This window comes from Stenotrophomonas maltophilia (assembly GCF_003970865.1).
Lineage (GTDB): Bacteria > Pseudomonadota > Gammaproteobacteria > Xanthomonadales > Xanthomonadaceae > Stenotrophomonas > Stenotrophomonas maltophilia_AR.
The window spans coordinates 1-16,914 of the sequence record NZ_RXLZ01000081.1; the positions used below are offsets into that span (position 1 = coordinate 1).

The 16,914-nt window shown below is 68.2% G+C and carries 17 protein-coding genes; 10 read left to right on the plus strand and 7 right to left on the minus strand.

The window, feature by feature from the left end:
- A partial coding sequence (locus EKL94_RS19915) for an MFS transporter (RefSeq protein WP_260473472.1) occupies window positions 1-514 on the minus strand: 514 nt, incomplete at its 3' end.
- A gap of 147 nt (window positions 515-661) precedes the next feature.
- Here EKL94_RS19915 and EKL94_RS19920 point away from each other — a divergent pair.
- Entirely contained in the window at window positions 662-1,303 is a 642-nt protein-coding gene (locus tag EKL94_RS19920) for a hypothetical protein (protein ID WP_126930378.1), read from the plus strand.
- A 107-nt stretch (window positions 1,304-1,410) separates the two neighbouring features.
- On the opposite strand, the gene EKL94_RS19925 is transcribed toward EKL94_RS19920, so the two are convergent.
- Window positions 1,411-2,907 carry an aldehyde dehydrogenase gene (locus EKL94_RS19925; protein ID WP_126930379.1) on the minus strand — a complete coding sequence of 499 codons (1,497 nt, stop codon included), beginning with the start codon at window positions 2,905-2,907 and terminating at the stop codon, window positions 1,411-1,413.
- 104 nt (window positions 2,908-3,011) lie between these two features.
- Between EKL94_RS19925 and EKL94_RS19930 the strand changes: the two genes are divergently transcribed.
- The 6 genes from EKL94_RS19930 (at window position 3,012) to EKL94_RS19955 (ending at window position 9,220) form a co-directional block, all read left to right on the plus strand.
- Entirely contained in the window at window positions 3,012-4,364 is a 1,353-nt protein-coding gene (locus tag EKL94_RS19930) for an omega-aminotransferase AptA (RefSeq protein ID WP_126930380.1), read from the plus strand.
- A 63-nt stretch (window positions 4,365-4,427) separates the two neighbouring features.
- A complete protein-coding gene (locus EKL94_RS19935; RefSeq protein ID WP_126930381.1) occupies window positions 4,428-5,306 on the plus strand; it encodes a ParB N-terminal domain-containing protein in 879 nt (292 codons plus the stop codon).
- Between the two features lie 118 nt (window positions 5,307-5,424).
- On the plus strand, window positions 5,425-6,711 hold the full coding sequence (locus EKL94_RS19940) for a DUF445 domain-containing protein (RefSeq protein WP_126930382.1): 1,287 nt from the start codon (window positions 5,425-5,427) through the stop codon (window positions 6,709-6,711).
- Between the two features lie 243 nt (window positions 6,712-6,954).
- Entirely contained in the window at window positions 6,955-7,269 is a 315-nt protein-coding gene (locus EKL94_RS19945) for a DUF3649 domain-containing protein (RefSeq protein ID WP_046984951.1), read from the plus strand.
- Window positions 7,266-8,894: a PepSY-associated TM helix domain-containing protein gene (locus EKL94_RS19950; protein ID WP_126930383.1), complete on the plus strand. Its 1,629-nt coding sequence runs from the start codon at window positions 7,266-7,268 to the stop codon at window positions 8,892-8,894. Before EKL94_RS19945 ends, EKL94_RS19950 begins: the two co-directional genes overlap by 4 nt.
- The gene (locus EKL94_RS19955) at window positions 8,891-9,220 is read left to right on the plus strand and encodes a DUF3325 domain-containing protein (protein WP_126930384.1); all 330 of its coding nucleotides are present in this window, start codon (window positions 8,891-8,893) and stop codon (window positions 9,218-9,220) included. Before EKL94_RS19950 ends, EKL94_RS19955 begins: the two co-directional genes overlap by 4 nt.
- A 155-nt stretch (window positions 9,221-9,375) precedes the next feature.
- On the opposite strand, the gene rlmKL is transcribed toward EKL94_RS19955, so the two are convergent.
- On the minus strand, window positions 9,376-11,514 hold the full coding sequence (rlmKL, locus tag EKL94_RS19960) for a bifunctional 23S rRNA (guanine(2069)-N(7))-methyltransferase RlmK/23S rRNA (guanine(2445)-N(2))-methyltransferase RlmL (protein WP_126930385.1): 2,139 nt from the start codon (window positions 11,512-11,514) through the stop codon (window positions 9,376-9,378).
- A 145-nt stretch (window positions 11,515-11,659) separates the two neighbouring features.
- Window positions 11,660-12,187 carry an alpha/beta hydrolase gene (locus EKL94_RS19965; RefSeq protein ID WP_088025479.1) on the minus strand — a complete coding sequence of 176 codons (528 nt, stop codon included), beginning with the start codon at window positions 12,185-12,187 and terminating at the stop codon, window positions 11,660-11,662.
- Window positions 12,188-12,259: 72 nt separating this feature from the next.
- On the opposite strand from EKL94_RS19965, the gene EKL94_RS19970 reads away from it, so the two are divergent.
- Window positions 12,260-12,826, plus strand: coding sequence for an N-acetylmuramoyl-L-alanine amidase (locus EKL94_RS19970; RefSeq protein WP_126930386.1), 567 nt, complete (start codon window positions 12,260-12,262; stop codon window positions 12,824-12,826).
- 311 nt (window positions 12,827-13,137) lie between these two features.
- Here the strand turns inward: EKL94_RS19970 and EKL94_RS19975 are convergent, their stop codons facing one another.
- From EKL94_RS19975 to EKL94_RS19985, 3 genes are all read right to left on the minus strand, one after another.
- A complete protein-coding gene (locus tag EKL94_RS19975) occupies window positions 13,138-14,040 on the minus strand; it encodes a sulfurtransferase (protein ID WP_126930387.1) in 903 nt (300 codons plus the stop codon).
- On the minus strand, window positions 14,037-14,840 hold the full coding sequence (locus tag EKL94_RS19980; RefSeq protein WP_126930388.1) for a CoA pyrophosphatase: 804 nt from the start codon (window positions 14,838-14,840) through the stop codon (window positions 14,037-14,039). The genes EKL94_RS19975 and EKL94_RS19980 overlap by 4 nt, the downstream gene beginning before the upstream one ends.
- 136 nt (window positions 14,841-14,976) lie before the next feature.
- Entirely contained in the window at window positions 14,977-15,678 is a 702-nt protein-coding gene (locus EKL94_RS19985) for an FKBP-type peptidyl-prolyl cis-trans isomerase (protein WP_094000159.1), read from the minus strand.
- Window positions 15,679-15,845: 167 nt separating this feature from the next.
- Between EKL94_RS19985 and EKL94_RS19990 the strand changes: the two genes are divergently transcribed.
- Both EKL94_RS19990 and EKL94_RS19995 read left to right on the plus strand, forming a co-directional pair.
- Window positions 15,846-16,628, plus strand: a complete 783-nt coding sequence (locus EKL94_RS19990; RefSeq protein ID WP_126930389.1) for an enoyl-CoA hydratase/isomerase family protein — start codon at window positions 15,846-15,848, stop codon at window positions 16,626-16,628.
- Window positions 16,629-16,632: 4 nt separating this feature from the next.
- Window positions 16,633-16,914, plus strand: a 282-nt coding sequence (locus EKL94_RS19995) for a hypothetical protein (RefSeq protein WP_126930390.1), incomplete at its 3' end; no start/stop codon positions are given.

The following is a 16,914-nucleotide window of genomic DNA, read 5'->3' on the forward strand; positions in this document are numbered from 1 at the left end:
CCCTCCATTTGTTTTGTTTGTGTAGAGGTGGGAGGTGGGGGGGGGGGGAGGCGGGAGACGGGATAGGGGTCCCTCTCGGGGGCCCGGAGATGTGTAAAAGGGACAGCCCCCCCCCCAGCCCCAGGCCCTGGCCGAAGCGGCACAGGGCCAACAGCGCCGGTGCCCACAGCCCGATCTGGGCATGGGTGGGCAGCAGGCCGATCAGCACCGTGGACAGGCCCATGGTCAGCAGCGCGGCCACCAGCGTGGCCTTGCGGCCGATGCGGTCACCGAAATGGCCGAACACCGCCGAGCCCACCGGGCGCGCGATGAACGCGACCGCGAACGTTGCCAGTGACTGCAGCAGCGCCGCCTGTTCGCTGCTGTCCGGGAAGAACAGGTGCGGGAACACCAGCACTGCCGCCGTGGCGTAGATGTAGAAATCGAAGAACTCGATGGTGGTGCCGATCAGGCTGGCCAGCAGGACTCGACTGGGGGAATTCACGGGCGGCGCGGCAGCGGTGATCGTCGACATCGGCAACACGGGTAACGGCGGATCGCCCGATTCTGCCACGGGCCGATGGCCGCACGGGGCGATGGTTTCAGCCGACACCGATGCCAACGGAATTTTTCGGGCCGCCGGCTAGGCTGCGTCACCGGTCCCTGCATGGATGCTTTGCCGATGACTGCAGTCGCGCTGTCGTGGTCCGATTCGCCAAAGCTGCCGCGCATGGCGGCATGGCTGGTGGTGCTGCTGGTGCATGTCTTGATGGCACTGTGGCTGCTGAGCAGTGGCAGGATGACGCTGCACAGCGACGATGGTGCCAGGATATCGTTGTATTGGCTGCCACCGGAGCAGCCCGCGCCGGCGCAACCGCACCCGGCGCAGCCCACTGCAGAGGCAGCGCGTCCGGCCGCATCGACAGCGCCACGCCCGACCCCGGCTGCACCCACGGATGCCATTGCACCTGCGTCCGAGGAGCCGCCTGCAACGGCGCCACTGATGCTGGACCTGCCTGCGGGCAGCATCGATGGCGGCGACGGCATCAGCGCAGCAGGCGTGGCGCCGCGCCTGATCGGTCGGCGCGAGGTCCATCCCGCGTTCGGGCCGCGCCGCAGTTACTTCCGGATCCGTCGGCAGATGACCCCCGAGCAGATCGTGCATGGCGTGGCGCAACTGCTGGGTTTGTGGCCACCGGGGTACATCGTCGACCCGTGCGAGCTGGGCAAGCAGGACATGGACTATTTCCAGAACGCCGTCGAAGAAGCGGACCGGGATCTGCTGCGTGCAGCAGTGCTGCAGGTGAGTACCCGCTGCCTGTAGCGGGCACGCCTTTGTAAAGTCGAGCCATGCTCGACCGCTCTTCGCGAGATGCAGCCGAGCATGGCTCAGCTCTACAGAGAGCGAACAGCCATCCAGCAAGCGCTTCGTTACAACTGGATCCAGGTGGCCTTGATCTCGCTGTACTTGTCGAACGCATGCAATGACTTGTCCCGCCCATTGCCGGACTGCTTGTAACCACCAAACGGTGCGGTCATGTCGCCGCCATCCCAGCCGTTCACCCACACGCTACCCGCGCGCAACTGTCGTGCGACCCGATGGGCGCGGCCCAGATCGCGTGTCCACAGGCCCGCGGCCAGTCCGTAGCGGCTGTCATTGGCCAGGCGCACCGCTTCGGCCTCGTCGTCGAAGCCGAGTACGGCCAGCACCGGCCCGAATACTTCCTCACGAGCCAAGGCCTGCTCCGGGCGCACCTGGTCGAACACCGTTGGCTGCACATAGCTGCCGCCGGCGTCTACCTCAGCCCGTCGCCCACCCAGCAGCAACCGCGCGCCCTCGGCTTCAGCGCGTGCGATGTCGTCCATCACCTTGTCCAGATGCGCGGCATCCACCAGCGCGCCCATCGGCGCATCGGCCTCCAGCGGATGCTGCGGCTGCATATGCTGGCCATGGGCGATCACCTGATGCACGAAATTATCGCGGATCGAGCGCTGGACCAGCAGCCGAGAGCCGGCGGTACAGACCTCGCCCTGGTTGAAGAAGATGCCCTGTGCCACCGCCTTGGCGGCAACATCCAGATCGGGGGCGTCGGCGAACACCACATGCGGGCTCTTGCCACCGCATTCCAGCCAGACACGCTTGAGGTTGGATCGCCCGGAATACTCCAGCAGCTTCGCGCCGGTAGCAGTGGAACCGGTGAAGGCCAGCACGTCCACGTCCATGTGCAGGGCCAGCGGTTCACCGACGCGCGCACCGTGGCCGGGCAGCACGTTCAGTACGCCCTCCGGCAGGCCTGCCTCGGCGGCCAGCGCGGCCAGCCGCAGCGCACTCAGCGGTGACCGCTCGGAAGGCTTGAGCACCACCGAGTTGCCCATCGCCAATGCAGGCGCGATCTTCCAGCACGCCATCAACAGCGGGAAGTTCCACGGCACGATGGCCGCCACTACGCCAGCGGCCTCGCGCGTGACCAGCCCCAGCTCGTGCGGGCCGGTGGGCGCGACCTCGCCGTACAGCTTGTCCACCGCTTCGGCGGTCCAGCTCAGGCAGCGCACCACACCGGGCAGGTCGATACGGCGCGCGTCACGCACCGGCTTGCCCATGTCCAGGGTTTCCAGCAGGGCCAGTTCATCGGCGTGCGCGTCCACCAATGCCGCCAGCGCCAGCAGCACGCGCTTGCGATGGGCCGGGCTCGCCTGCGACCAGTGGCCCGCCTCGAAGCTGCGCCGCGCGGCCCGTACCGCGCGCTCGACATCCTGCGCGTCGCAGTCGGCAACCGCGCCCAGCACGCGACCGTCGATCGGGCTGATGCAGTCGAAGCGGGCGCCGCTGGCGGCATCGACATAGCGGCCATCGATGAAGGCCTGGCCCGGCATCGACAGCTGGAGGGCCAGCGCCTGCCAATGGCTGCGGTCGGGGAAATCGGCCATGGGAAGCTCCAACATTCAACGAGCCTTGGTTATACCGGGGCCGCCGCGACTCCGCCGTGACGCGGCTGCGCTACATTCATCGCATCGGATCCGATGGAGCTGGCATGAAGCGTCCCGAAAGCGACCTGCACGACCTGGCCACCCAGCGCCCCGAGTCACTGGACGCGTACTGGATGCCGTTCACCGCCAACCGCCAGTACAAGGCCGCGCCGCGCATGCTGGTACGCGCCGAAGGCATGCACTACGAGGACGTCGACGGCCGCCAGATCCTCGACGGCACTGCCGGCCTGTGGTGCTGCAACGCCGGCCACGCCCGCCCACGCATCGTCGAGGCCATCGTCGAGCAGGCACGCACCCTCGACTATTCGCCGGCCTTCCAGATGGGCTCACCGCCGGCCTTCGCGCTGGCGCAGCGGCTGGCGGCGCTGGCGCCAGGCCCGCTCAACCATGTGTTCTTCACCAGCTCCGGGTCCGAGGCGGTGGATACCGCAATGAAGATCGTGCTGGCCTACCACCGCCAGCGTGGCGAGGGCCAGCGCACCCGCTTCATCAGCCGCGAGAAGGCTTACCACGGGGTGGGCTTCGGCGGCATGGCGCTGGGCGGGCTGCCCAACAACCGCAAGCCGTTCGGCCTGCAGCTGGGTGGCGTGGACTACCTGCGGCACACCCTGGACCTGCCGCGCAATGCGTTCAGCAAGGGCCTGCCACGCCAGGGCGCGGAGCTGGCCGACGACCTGGAACGGCTGATCGCGCTGCACGACGCCTCCACCATCGCGGCGGTGTTCGTCGAGCCCATTGCCGGTTCCGCCGGGGTCATCCTGCCCGCGCCCGGCTACCTGCAGCGCCTGCGCGAACTGTGCGACCAGCACGGCATCCTGCTGGTGTTCGATGAGGTCATCACCGGCTTCGGCCGGGTTGGCATGCCGTTCGCCGCGCAGCGCTTCGGGGTCACCCCGGACCTGCTGACGTTCGCCAAGGCGGTCAGCAACGGTGCGGTGCCGCTGGGCGGCGTGCTGGCCAGCGACGCCGTGCACGCCGCGCTGATGCAGGCGCCACCGCAGGCCATCGAGCTGTTCCACGGCTACACCCATTCCGGCCATCCGCTGGGCTGCGCCGCAGCGCTGGCGACGCTGGACGTCTATGCCGAGGAGCGTCTGTTCGAGCGCGCCATCGAGCTGGGCGAGTACTGGCAGGAACGGCTGCATGCGCTGCAGGGCCTGCCCAACGTGATCGACATCCGCAACTTCGGGCTGGTCGGCGCGGTCGAGCTGGCACCGCGTCGCGATGCCCCCGGCAGCCGTGGCTACGAAGTGTTCCGGCGCTGCTTCCACGACGGCCGGCTGTTGGTGCGCTGTACCGGCGACATCATCGCGCTGTCGCCGCCGCTGATCGTGGACAAGGCACAGATCGACCAGATCACCGGCACGCTGGGCGAGATGATCCGGGCCACCGCCTGAGCCCGGGCCGGGGGTGGCGAGCGGGTACAATGCGCGGTTCCGCTCCTGCTCGCTGCCGTGCCCATGGATATCGTCGTCAAAGAAGAACTCAAGGCCTACATCGACCCGCTGACCGCGGACGAACATGACGCGCTGGAGCGCAGCATCCTGACCGAAGGCTGCCGCGATGCGCTGGTGCTGTGGGGTGATGTGCTGGTCGATGGCCACAACCGTTTCGGCATCTGCCAGAAGCATGGCCTGACGTTCAACACGGTGCAGAACACCCGCTTCCAGAGCATGGAAGACGTGCACCTGTGGATGATCGAGCAGCACCTGGGCCGCCGCAGCGTGTCCGATTTCCAGCGCGGCGTGCTGGCACTGCGCAAGCGCGACATCCTGGCGGCCCGCAAGCAGGTCGAGCAGGCGCAGCTGCAGCGCGAGAGCGACGGCACCGCCGACGTCGTCGAAGACACGGGTGAGGACAGCCCGCCGTGGGAACCGGCGCCGAAGATCAGCCGCGCCGAGCTGGCCCGCGAAGCCAAGCTGAGTACCAGCCAGGTCGGCATGATCGAGCGCATCCACGCCCAGGCCGCGGCCGAGGTGGTGGAAGCGGTGAAGGCCGGCGTGATCTCGATCAGCGCCGCTGCGGCCGTGGCCGACCTGCCGGAAGACGAGCAGCGCGCTGCCGCCGCCGGTGGCAAGGACGAGCTGAAGCAGGCCGCCAAGCGCGTGCGCGAGTCCAAGCGCAAGCCGCGCGCACCGAAGCCGGAAGCAGCCGAGATGGACTTCGAGGAAGCGGATGAGGAGCAGATCGCCAGCCGCGATGCCGAAGTGCTGTCGGCACTGGAGCAGCTGGGCGAGGACGCACCGGCACTGCGCCGCCGCGTGGTCGCGCTGACCCGCGAGAACGACACCCTGCGCGCGCAGCTGGCCGCGCTGCGCAAGCAGCTCGAAACGCTCTGAACCAACGGGTAGTGCCGGCCGCTGGCCGGCAACCCCATGAACGTATCGGGTGGACTGCAGATGCCGGCCAGCGGCCGGCACTACCTGGCGCTCATCCGCTGGCAGGTAGACTTCCCGCATGACGTCTGCCCACGATCCGCGCCGCGCACAGCTGCGGCGCCTGAAAGCCCTCGCGCTCGGCCTGCTGCTGTTGATGCTGGCCGGTTTCGCGGTCAGCCACTGGCAGGGCGAGCGCGGTATCTGGGCCTGGGTCTCGGCCTTCTGCGAAGCAGCGGCCGTAGGCGCACTGGCCGACTGGTTCGCGGTCGTCGCGCTGTTCCGACGACCGATGGGCCTGCCGATCCCGCACACCGCGATCATTCCGCGCAGCAAGGAACGCATCGGCGACAGCCTGGCCCTGTTCGTGCGCGACCAGTTCCTGGAGCCGGGTGTTTTGCTGGCCAAGCTGCAGGTGTTCGATCCGGCCAGCCGTCTCGGCAGCTGGCTGGCCGACCCGGCACGTTCGCGGATGCTGGCCGACATGGCCCGCGGCTGGGCCCTGCAGGCGCTGGATTTCTTCGACGAGGCCGCCGTACGCCGGCAGCTGCACACTTTCGTGGTGCAGCAGCTGCGGCAGTGGAATGCCGCCGCCACCGCCGGTGAACTGCTGGCCCTGCTGACCGCCGATGGGCGCCACCAACGCGTGCTGGACGAGGGCCTGCAGCGCCTGGGGCGCTGGCTGGAGCAGCCGGAAGTGAAGGAACGCGCCTCGCAGTTGATCGTGCGCTATATCCAGCGCGAATGGCCGACGTTGTCGAGCACGGTGAACTGGGTCAAGCCGATCGACGAGATCGGCGACAGCCTGGCCGAGCGCCTGGCGCGGGCGGTGCTGGAAGAACTGCAGCAGGTACTGGCCGAGCCGCAGCATCCGCTGCGCCAGGACTACGAGAGCTGGCTGCAGAACTACGTGCAGCGCCTGCGCGAGGACCCGGCCCTGGCCGAGCGCATCGAACAGCTCAAGCAGGAAATGATCGACCACCCGGCCCTGCAGGACTACGTGCAGGGCCTGTGGGCACGCATCCACGCCAGCCTGCGTGCCGACCTGCAGCGCGAGGATTCGGCGCTGGTCGGCCACCTGCAGCGCAGCCTCGCGTCACTGGGCAGCAGCCTGCAGGCCGACCCGGCCCTGCGCGACGCGCTGAACCAGCATCTGCTGGAGGGCGCCCAGCGTCTGACCGGCCGCCTGCGCGAAGGCGTGACCACGCACATCGCGCAGACCGTGAAGAGCTGGGACGAGCGACACCTGGTCGAGCAGCTGGAACTGAGCGTGGGTCGCGACCTGCAGTTCATCCGCTTCAACGGCACCCTGGTGGGCGGCCTGATCGGCCTGCTGCTGCATGCGGCGACGGTGGTGTTCAGGTTCTAGGGCCAGCTGCGCCATCAGGATCGTCACGCTTGATTCATAAAATGCGAATGCCTATCATTTACTGATCGGTTGTGCGCTTAGCCAAATGGTACGGAGACGTGCCCATCGCCCGTGTACATCCCCGACCTCTGGGCCGCCCGTCCGCGCGGGCCGTGCCTCGTCAATGGGACACGCTGGGCAACATGCGCAGGGCGCAAGGGGCCGCGGACGCGTTCCATCCCTTCTCCAATCTGCAGGACCTCCGTGGACCGCTCGCCCGCAACCGCCAGCCCCCGCACCTTCTTTTCCAACCCGCGCTGGGGCGTGCTGTCACGCTCGTTGGCTGCGATCTTCGGCGGCTACGCGCTGGCCGCGGTGACCAGCGTGTTCTGCGCGGTGGCGCTGCCCGGCGCGCGTGGCCAGACCGTGCTGACCGGCATGCTGCTGGCGATTCTGGTGGCCGCCTGCGCGGCACTGTGGGCGTTCGCCACCCGCAGCGCGCTGCGTGCGTGGGTCGGCATTCTCGCTCCCACCCTGCTGATGGCAGCCATCGCGCGCATGCTGGGGGCCTGGGCATGAAGAACGGATTCCGCCAGTCGATGGCCTGGCTGCACACCTGGACCGGTCTGCTGGTCGGCTGGTTGCTGCTGCTGATTTTCATGGCCGGCACTGCCAGCTACTACCGCGAGGAAATCAGCCGCTGGATGCGCCCGGAGCTGCCGTCCAGCAACGTCAGCATCGACGTCGCCGCGCAGCGCGCGGTGGACTACCTGCAGGCCAACGCCGCGCAGGCCGAGAACTGGTTCGTCACCCTGCCGCAGCCGCGCAACCCGGCCATGCAGATGTTCTGGCGGTTGCCACCGGAACTGGCCGACCCCAGCCGTGGCCGTCGTGGTGGCTTCGGCGATGCCACGCTTGATCCCAACACCGGCCAGGCACTGAAGGCCCGCGAGACCCGCGGCGGTGATTTCTTCTACCGCCTGCACTTCGACCTGCACTACATCCCGGTGCTGTGGGCACGCTATCTGGTCGGCTTCTGCGCGATGTTCATGCTGGTGGCAATCATCACCGGCGTCATCACCCACAAGAAAATCTTCAAGGACTTCTTCACCTTCCGCAAGGACAAGGGCCTGCGTTCCTGGCTCGATTTCCACAATGTCAGCGCGGTGATGGCCCTGCCCTACCACGCGATGATCACCTACACCGGCATCGTCACGCTGATGATCATGTACCTGCCGTGGGGCGTGAAGGTGGCCTACCCGCAGGACGAGGACAAGTTCTTCAGCGAAGCCTTCGGCGGCATGCCGGAGGTGACCGCGCCGGCCGAAGGCCGCGCCACCCCGCTGCCGATCGCGCAGCTGCTGGACAGCGCGCGTGCGCATTGGCACGGCGTGGAAGTGGCCGGCTTCACCGTGTCCAACCCGGGCGCGGCCAATGCGGTGATCGACATCCGCCAACGCGACGGCAAGCGCCTGTCCACCGACACTCCCGCCGTGCGCTACGACATGGTCAATGGCACGCTGCTGGAAGAGACGCCGCCGTCAGGCGGAGCCACCGCCACCCGTGGCGTGCTGTATGGCCTGCACCTGGCGCGCTTTGCCGACTGGGGCCTGCGTGCACTGTTCTTCCTGTCCGGCCTGGTCGGCTGCCTGATGGTCGCCAGCGGCGTAGTGCTGTGGGCAGTGAAGGAACGCCCCAAGCACGCCAAGAGTGGCCGCACCGGCTTCGGCCTGCGCCTGGTCGATGCGCTGAACATCGGTACCGTGGCCGGCCTGCCGATTGCCTTTGCCGCCTACTTCTGGGGCAACCGCCTGCTGCCGCTGGACATCGCCGAGCGCTCGAGTGCGGAAGCCAACGTGTTCTTCTACGCCTGGGGCGCGGCACTGCTTGCCGCCTTCATCTGGCCGAAGCGGATGATGTGGGCATGGCAGCTCTATCTGGGTGCGGCTGCATTCGCGCTGGTGCCGGTGGTCAATGCACTGACCACGCATGCGCATCTGGGCATCACCCTGCGCAATGGTGACTGGGTACTGGCCGGCTTCGATCTTTCGATGATCGCGTTCGGTGCGATGCTGGCGCTGTGCGGCTGGCGCATGCAGCGCTGGACGCCACCGCTGAGCGCGGCCGAGAAGAAGAAGCGTGCGGCGGCTGCGGCGGCGCCCAAGGCTGTGGCAGAACCCACCGAAGCGGAGGCCAGCGCATGATGCTGCTGACGTTGACCCTGTCGTTCTCCGCGTTCACCGCGCTGTCGCTGGCGATGGAAAAGCACCAGCACGACCTGCATGGCAAGGCGGCAGCCACCCCGGCACGGCGCACGCAGTGGCGGGTCCTGGGCTGGGCCCTGCTGACGGCGGCGTTCGCGTTGTGCGTGGTCGACCACGGCTGGGCGATGGGCCCGGTGCTGTGGCTGGGTGTGATGACCGTGGGCGGCGTGGTGCTGTCGTTCGGGTTGTACCCGTACCGACCGAAATGGATCGCACCGCTGGCGGTCGCGCTGCCCGTGGCCGGGCTGCTGGTGGCGTTGCTGTAACCGCCATCCACGCATGGCGTGGATCTACTGAACAACCATCCACGCATGGCGTGGATGTGCCGGCCGGATATGGGTAGTGCCGGCCGCTGGCCGGCATCCCATGAACCCTCTGCGGATCTGACACCGTTGCCGGCCAGCGGCCGGCACTACCGGACTTACCCCAACCGCTTCAGTTCCCACGCGCGGTGGATGCGCGCGTTGCGCTCGAAATCCGGGCCGATGGTGCGTGCGGTGATCTCGCGGCACTGGGCGAATTCGGCGATGGCGTTCTCTTCCAGCTTGAAGCGGCGGAAGTTGTTGGAGAAATACAGCACGCCACCCGGCGCCAGTCGCGCCACCGCTGCACGCAGCAGTTTCAACTGCTCGCGCTGCACGTCGAAGTCATCGGCGCGCGCGGAGTTGGAGAAGGTCGGCGGATCGCAGAAGATCACGTCGTACTGGCCGCGGTCGCCTTCCAGCCAGGCCATCGCATCGGCCTGCACCAGCAGGTGCTGGTTGCCGCCCTGCCCGTTCAACGCCAGGTTGTCGTAGCACCACTGCAGGTAGGTGGCGGACAGGTCGACGCTGGTGGTGCTGGCGGCCCCGGCCACCGCGGCCTGCACGCTGGCCACGCCGGTGTAGCAGAACAGGTTGAGGAAACGCTTGCCACGCGCCTGCTCGGCCATCAGCCGGCGCAGCGGGCGGTGGTCGAGGAACAGGCCGGTATCGAGGTAGTCGAACAGGTTCACCTGCAGCAGCGCGTTGTTCTCGCGCACCACGATGAATTCGTCGCGCTGCTCGAAGCGGCCGTACTTGCTGCCGCCCTTGCCGCGCTCGCGCGACTTCATCGAGACCTGCTCCGGCGGCACGCCGAACACTTCACGCGCAGCCGCCAGCAGCTCGTTGCGGCGACGGCGCACGTCGTTCTCCGGAATGGCAGCCGGTGCGGCGTACTCCTGCACGTGCAGGAAGGTACGGCGCTTGCCGCCGTCTTCCTCGTAGACGTCGATGGCCGCCGCGTATTCCGGCAGATCGGCGTCATAGGCGCGGAAGCAGGTGATGTCTTCGCGGGCACGCCAGCTCTTGAACTTCTTCAGGTTCTTGCGCAGGCGGTTGGCCACCATCTGCGCACCTTCGCTCAGCTCGCGCGGCTGTGCCGGATCGCGGCCCGGCACGGCAATCGGGTCGCAGACGATCAGCGCGCATTCCAGCGCACCATTGAACATCTGGTACTTCTTGCCCGCGCGCAGGCCGGTGGCGAAGGCCAGTTCGTCGTTGCCGCACAGCAGGCTGGCACGCCACTGCGGCACGGCCTTCTGCAGGGCGTTGCCCAGTGCGCGGTACAGCGCCGGGTCGGCAGCCAGGCGTTCGTCGTACGGCGGGTTGCAGACCACCGCACCGATCTCCTGTTCCGGCGCGGCCAGATCGGCCACATCGGCGCGGGTGAAGCGGATCGCATGAGCGACGCCCGCGACCTCGGCATTCTCGCGCGCCGCCTGGATCGCGGTCGGGTCGATGTCGCTGCCGTGGATGACCGGCTTCAGCGCGGCCAGGCCTGCGGCCTCACGGTCACGCGCTTCGCTCTGGATGGTCTTCCAGGCGGCCTTGTCGAAGCCCAGCCAGCGGCTCGGTGGCAGGCTGCCATGGCGCATCAGGCCGGGAGCAACGTCGGCCGCCATCAGCGCGCCTTCAATCAGCAGCGTGCCGCTGCCGCACATCGGGTCCAGCAGGCCGCCACCGGCGGCGTGCAGGCGCGGCCACTGCGCGCGCAGCAGCAGCGCGGCAGCCAGGTTTTCCTTCAGCGGTGCCTCATGGGCGGCACCGCGCCAGCCACGGCGATGCAGCGGGCCACCACCGAGGTCGATCGACAGCGAGGCACGGCCCTTGCGCAGCGACAGGTTGACGCGCACATCCGGCAGGTCGGTGTTGACCGAGGGACGTTCCAGGCCTTCATCGCGCATGCGGTCGACGATGGCGTCCTTGATACGCTGTGCGGCGAAGCGGGCATGGGTGATCTTGTCGCCGGACACATGTGCGTCCACCGCCAGGGTCATTTCCGGCTTGATGTGCTCATGCCACGGCAGCGCACGCACGCCGTCATACAGGGCCTGCTCGTCCGGGCACTCGAACTCGTCGATCGGCCACAGCACGCGGCTGGCCAGGCGCGACCACATCACGATCCGCAGCGCCTGCTCCAGTTCGCCCTCGGCGTTGACGCCGGCAATGGTGGCAGTGGCCTTGCCAAGGCCCAGGGCCGACAGTTCATCGGCAAGCAGGTATTCCAGGCCCTTGGCGCAGGAGACGAAGAATTTCACGGGATCGGTTCGCAGGTGGTCGGGCGCGGCACAGGGGCCAGGCCAGTCGGAAAGGAGGGCCGTAGGCACGGCCGGCAGGCCCGCGCCGGGGGCGGCGGGGCTGCCATTGTAGTCAATGCGGGCGGGCGCGCCGTGCGCCCGGGCTTCACAGTTGCCGCAGCAGGCGCTCGAAGGCCTGCGCGGAGGCCTCCACGTGGTGTTCCAGGCGGTGGCCGTCGTCGACCAGCAGCAGCTGCGCCGAACGCGCCTGCGCCCAGGCAATCACCCCGGCGGCCGGTACCACCTCGTCATGCCAGGCCTGCACCACCGTGGTCGGCACCGCAGCGGCATCCAGCGCCGGCATCGGGCCCATGGTGGTGGGCGGCACCATCAGGAACAGGCCGGCCACCGGCACCTGCAGCGAGGCGATGGCAGAGATGTAGGCACCCAGGCTGGAGCCGGCCAGCACCACCGGGCCCTGCTGGGCAGCGATGGCGGTGCGTTCGACCAGGCGGCGCAGGCGGGTCGGCACATCGCCCACCCGGCTGACCTCGCTCATCGCGTCGAGGTCGGTGTAGTCGGGGCGCTCGTGGGTCCAGCCCAGGCGCTGCGCCACGTCGGCCAGCGCGGTGACCTTGGTCGCCTCCGGGCCGCTCTCGAAACCGTGGGACAGGATGCAGTGGCCGCGGCTCATGCGCGCGCTCCGTGGGAGCGGGTCGGCGGCGAAAGAGGAGGCAGGTTCATGCCGCAATGCTAGCATCGCCGGATGCCCAACCCGCTCCTGCCCGGCCTGCAGCTGCAGCCCCTGCCCTACCAAGACCGCCTGCCGCTGCGCGACCCGGCCACGCTGGAGATGGTGGTGATCCACTGCACCGAGCTGCCCGATCTGGCGATGGCCCGCGAGTACGGCGAGCGCGTGCTGTACGACAGCGGCGCCGGCAACAGTGGCCACTTCTACATCGACCGCGATGGCAGCGTGGTGCAGTACGTTGCGCCGGAACGCGTGGCCCACCACGTGCGTGGCATGAACGCGCATACGCTGGGCATCGAGCTGGTCAACACCGGGCGCTACCCGCACTGGTTCGACAGCCGCCAGCAGGCGATGGACGAGCCCTACACCGAGGCGCAGCTGCAGGCGCTGGAGCAGCTGCTGCAGGCGCTGGTGGTGCGCTATCCGTCGCTGCGGCGGATTGCCGGGCATGACCAGCTGGATCTGGAGCAGGTGCCGGCCAGCGATGATCCGACGCTGATGGTGGCGCGCAAGCGTGATCCGGGGCCGTTGTTCCCGTGGGCGCGGGTGCTGGCGAAGGTGCCACTGCAGCCGGTTGGGTAAGCGGCAGGGCTGCGCCCTGCACCCGCAGAGGCAACGGCAACGGCAACGGCAACGTCAAACGCTGGCATTCCGTGGGATGGCGGGGTGGGTCCGGTTGCGGGGGACGCTGCAAGTACGTCCATGTAAGCTCGGTCGCCGCATCCATGCGGCTCACGCCCCCGCAACCGGACCCACCCCGCCTTCGACAGATCTCTGCCGCTGTTGGTAGGTGTCGACCTTGGTCGACACGGGGTCGAATCGATCGGAGGGTGCCTTTGTAGAGTCGAGCCATGCTCGACTGCTTCATGCGCGATGCGTGCGAGGGTACGAGCTCAGGCGCCGGTCGCCACCGGGCGGCTGCTGTCGCTGACCCACCCGCTCCACGAATCGGCGTAGATGCGCGCGCCGGGCAGGCCTGCTGCTTCCATCGCCAGCAGCAGGTGGCAGGCGGTCACGCCGGAGCCGCACATCAGCACCACCTGCTGCGGATCACGGTTGCCGATCACGCCCTGCAGTTCGGCGCGCAGTTCCTGTGCATCGCGCAGGCGGCCGTCGGCGACGTTCAACGCAAACGGACGGTTGACCGCGCCGGGTACGTGGCCGGCGACCGGGTCCAGCGGCTCGACTTCGCCGCGGAAGCGTTCGCCCGCGCGTGCGTCGACCAGCCAGCCCGGCGCGTGCTTCAGGCGTGCGCTGATTTCATCGGCATTGGCGATCTGGGTGGTGTCGAAACGGCCCGGGTAAGCCGGCAGCGCGGTCACCTCATCCTGCCCCGTCGCCAAAGGATGCCCTGCGGCCTGCCACGCGGCGATACCACCATCGAGCACGGCCACCTTGCTGTGCCCGATCAGGCGCAGCAGCCACCACAGGCGCGAGGCGGCCATGCTGCCGTCACTGCCGTCGTAGACCACCACCTGGGTGTCGGGACCAATACCCCACTGGCCGAGCTTCGCGGCGAAGGCATCGCTGTCGGGCAGCGGATGGCGGCCATGGCCGCTGCGGGTCAGATCCGACAGGTCCCGATTGAGATCGGCATACACCGCGCCCGGAACGTGCCCCGTCAGATACTGGCCGCTACCCGCCTGCGGGTCGGCCAGCGAGGACCGCGCATCGACCACGCGTACAGCGGTGCTGGCAGTGGCACGTGCATCGACGACACGTACGCGCTCCCCCAATGCAGCCGCCAGGCTGGCGACATCGACAAGCGTGGTCCACGGCGGATTGATCGGCTTCATTGCACTTGCTCCAGACGGCGACGCAGGTTGTAGAGAATGGCGGCGGTCGCGCCCCAGATACGCTGGCCCGGCCAACCGTATTCGAGGACGTGGCGGATGCGGCCGCGGTGATTGATTTCGACCTGGCGCAGATTGTCTGCGGCCATCAGGTAGGCCAACGGCACTTCGAACACTTCGGCGACTTCGCTGGGCTGCGGCACCGGCACGAAATCCGGATCGACCACGGCCACCACCGGCGTAACCCGGTAGCCAGTGATCGTCACAAAGGGATCGAGATAACCCAGCGCCTGCACCTGGCCCGGAGCCAGTGCGATTTCTTCCTGGCTCTCGCGCAGCGCGGCCGCCAGTGCGTCGCGGTCATCGGGCTCGGTGCGTCCGCCGGGGAAGCCAACCTGGCCACCATGGGTGCGCAGGGTTTCGGTGCGACGGGTGAGAATGACCTGTGCGCCGTTGGCGCGCGGCACGATGCCGGCCAGTACGGCGGCTTCCACGGGTGGCCCCGGCGGCAGCAGGTCACTCAGTTCGCTGCGGTTCCAGCCGTCGCCGGCCGGCGGCTCGGCCAGTGGATGCAGCGCGCGCATCAGGCGTTCGTGATCGGCCAGCGAGCCGCGCAGTGATTGCTGCAGCTGTTCACGCAGGGGTTGCACGCGATGCAGGATGCGGCTGCGTTCCTCGTTGCTCATCGACGACCACCGTGCGATTTCATCGATGTGCCGCCCGCAGCCGGTGCATTGCCGGTGCGGATCCAGCGTGCACACTCCGATGCAGGGACTTGCGACAACACGCGCCGTTTCTTCCATTGTTTGCACCCGGCAACAGTAGCGCGATCAGGCTGAATTTGCGCGGGGTGCAGATGCGGTGCGTGGCACCGTCGCGCTCCGCGCAAACAAAAACGCGCCGGTGGAATCACCGGCGCGTTTCGTTTACGACTTCGATTTACTTGACGCTGACCAGCTTGATCTCGAACTGCACAGCCACGTTCGGCGGGAACGGGGTGCGCGGGTCGGCACCGTAGGCCTGGTCCGGCGGCAGGGTGACTTCCCACTTCGAGCCTGCCGGCATCTGCAGCAGGGTCTCGCGCATGGCCTTCATTTCGACTTCGCTGACCTTGATCGACGGAATCTGCTGGGCCGGGCGGGCTTCGGTCGGGCGCTGGCCGTACGGGAACGGACCGGCCACTTCCAGCTGCACGGTGCTGGCCTGGGTCGGCTTGGCGCCCTTGCCGGCTTCGATCACGCGGTACTGGACGCCGCTCGGCAGGGACTGCACGCCGGCCTTGGCCTTGTTCGCCGCGACGAACTGATCGCTCTTGGTCTTGTTTTCGGCAGCAGCCTTTTCGTACTCGGCCTTGGCAGCCTGGGCACGGCCCTGCTCGCGCTTCTGGAACGCTTCAACGGCCGGCTTCAGCTGGTCGGCGGTGATCGCCGGCTGCTTCTTGGCGTAGGCGTCCTGCAGGCCCTTCACCACCGAGTTGATGTCCAGCTGCTCACCACGACCGGTCAGCTCCGCCAGGTTGTTGCCGTAGTCGTAACCGAAGTAGTAGCTCAGCTTGCCCTTTTCGGACGAGACGTCCTGGGCGAAGGCATTGCCCGTCAGGGCCAGGGCCGCGACGGCGACCGCGATAGAACGCAACTTCATCAAACAGTTCTCCAGGGGTGGTAACTCAGGGACGTTCTGCGCCGCCCTGAGGCGACGGGTTAGGATAACGGGCACAACGTGTAACCGCTACTCACGATGCAGGCTAAGACCCGTCTGCGTTGGCGGAGTTCAATCTCACTTTTCTTTAACGTTTCAGGAGTTTTCCCGTGGCCGATGCCCTGATCGCTGTCGCCGACGACGGCGCCATCCGCACCGTGACCGTCCAGCGCCCGGACAAGCTCAATGCCTTGAATGCCGCGACCCTGCAGGCGCTGGCCGAGGCGTTCAGCGCCGCCGCAGCCGACCCGGACGTGCGCGTGGTGGTGCTGACCGGTGCCGGCCCGAAGGCTTTCGTGGCCGGAGCCGACATCGCCGAGATGAACACACTCAGTGCGGTTCAGGGACGTGATTTCTCCCTGCTCGGCCAGGCCCTGATGCGCCAGATCGAGCGCATGCCCAAGCCGGTGATCGCGCGTGTGAACGGCTTCGCCCTGGGCGGCGGGCTGGAGCTGGCCATGGCCTGCCACCTGCGCATCGCTGTCGATACGGCCAAGGTCGGGCAGCCGGAGATCAACCTCGGCCTGATTCCCGGCTTCGGCGGCAGCCAGCGCCTGCTGCGCCTGTGCGGCCGCGCCGCCACCCTGGAACTGTGCCTGCTGGGTGCACCGATCAACGCCGCGCGTGCGCTGGAACTGGGCATCGTCAACGAGGTGGTACCCGCCGACGCGCTGGACAACCGTGTGCAGGACGTCGCCCGCCAGTTGGCGCGCTCGGCGCCGCTGGCCCTGCGCGGCCTGCTTGATGCCGTGCACGTGGGTGGCGAATGCAGCCTGGAGGCCGGGCTGGAGTACGAAAGCGCGCAGTTCGGCCTGCTGTTCGCCACCGAGGACATGCGCGAAGGCACCAGCGCGTTCCTGCAGCGCCGTCCGCCGGCCTTCCAGAACCGCTGACGCCATGGCATCCCGACCCAACCCCGCGCAGCTGTTCGCCCGGGTCCAGGCAGACGATCTCGATGGCGCCCTGCAGGCGGGCCTGATGGACTACGTCGCCCGCGCCGGCGACGAACAGCTGCTGCCCGGCCACCCGGACCTTCCGCAACGCCTGCAGCAGGCGCAGCAGCAATTGCGTACGGCATGGGGCGCACGTGAACGCTACCGCGCGCGCGCGGTGCGGCTGGCGCGCCGTGAGGCCGAGCGCGATGCACGCCGCACGCCGGCCCCGGCGCCGGACGTGAAA

What these genes read in the sequence shown, in the direction of transcription:
- EKL94_RS19920 (WP_126930378.1), top strand. Translation starts at nt 662, where the DNA reads ATGACTGCAGTCGCGCTGTCGTGGTCCGATTCGCCAAAGCTGCCGCGC.
- EKL94_RS19925 (WP_126930379.1), bottom strand. Translation starts at nt 2,907, where the DNA reads ATGGCCGATTTCCCCGACCGCAGCCATTGGCAGGCGCTGGCCCTCCAG.
- EKL94_RS19930 (WP_126930380.1), top strand. Translation starts at nt 3,012, where the DNA reads ATGAAGCGTCCCGAAAGCGACCTGCACGACCTGGCCACCCAGCGCCCC.
- EKL94_RS19935 (WP_126930381.1), top strand. Translation starts at nt 4,428, where the DNA reads ATGGATATCGTCGTCAAAGAAGAACTCAAGGCCTACATCGACCCGCTG.
- EKL94_RS19940 (WP_126930382.1), top strand. Translation starts at nt 5,425, where the DNA reads ATGACGTCTGCCCACGATCCGCGCCGCGCACAGCTGCGGCGCCTGAAA.
- EKL94_RS19950 (WP_126930383.1), top strand. Translation starts at nt 7,266, where the DNA reads ATGAAGAACGGATTCCGCCAGTCGATGGCCTGGCTGCACACCTGGACC.
- EKL94_RS19955 (WP_126930384.1), top strand. Translation starts at nt 8,891, where the DNA reads ATGATGCTGCTGACGTTGACCCTGTCGTTCTCCGCGTTCACCGCGCTG.
- EKL94_RS19965 (WP_088025479.1), bottom strand. Translation starts at nt 12,187, where the DNA reads ATGAGCCGCGGCCACTGCATCCTGTCCCACGGTTTCGAGAGCGGCCCG.
- EKL94_RS19970 (WP_126930386.1), top strand. Translation starts at nt 12,260, where the DNA reads ATGCCCAACCCGCTCCTGCCCGGCCTGCAGCTGCAGCCCCTGCCCTAC.
- EKL94_RS19975 (WP_126930387.1), bottom strand. Translation starts at nt 14,040, where the DNA reads ATGAAGCCGATCAATCCGCCGTGGACCACGCTTGTCGATGTCGCCAGC.
- EKL94_RS19980 (WP_126930388.1), bottom strand. Translation starts at nt 14,840, where the DNA reads ATGGAAGAAACGGCGCGTGTTGTCGCAAGTCCCTGCATCGGAGTGTGC.
- EKL94_RS19985 (WP_094000159.1), bottom strand. Translation starts at nt 15,678, where the DNA reads ATGAAGTTGCGTTCTATCGCGGTCGCCGTCGCGGCCCTGGCCCTGACG.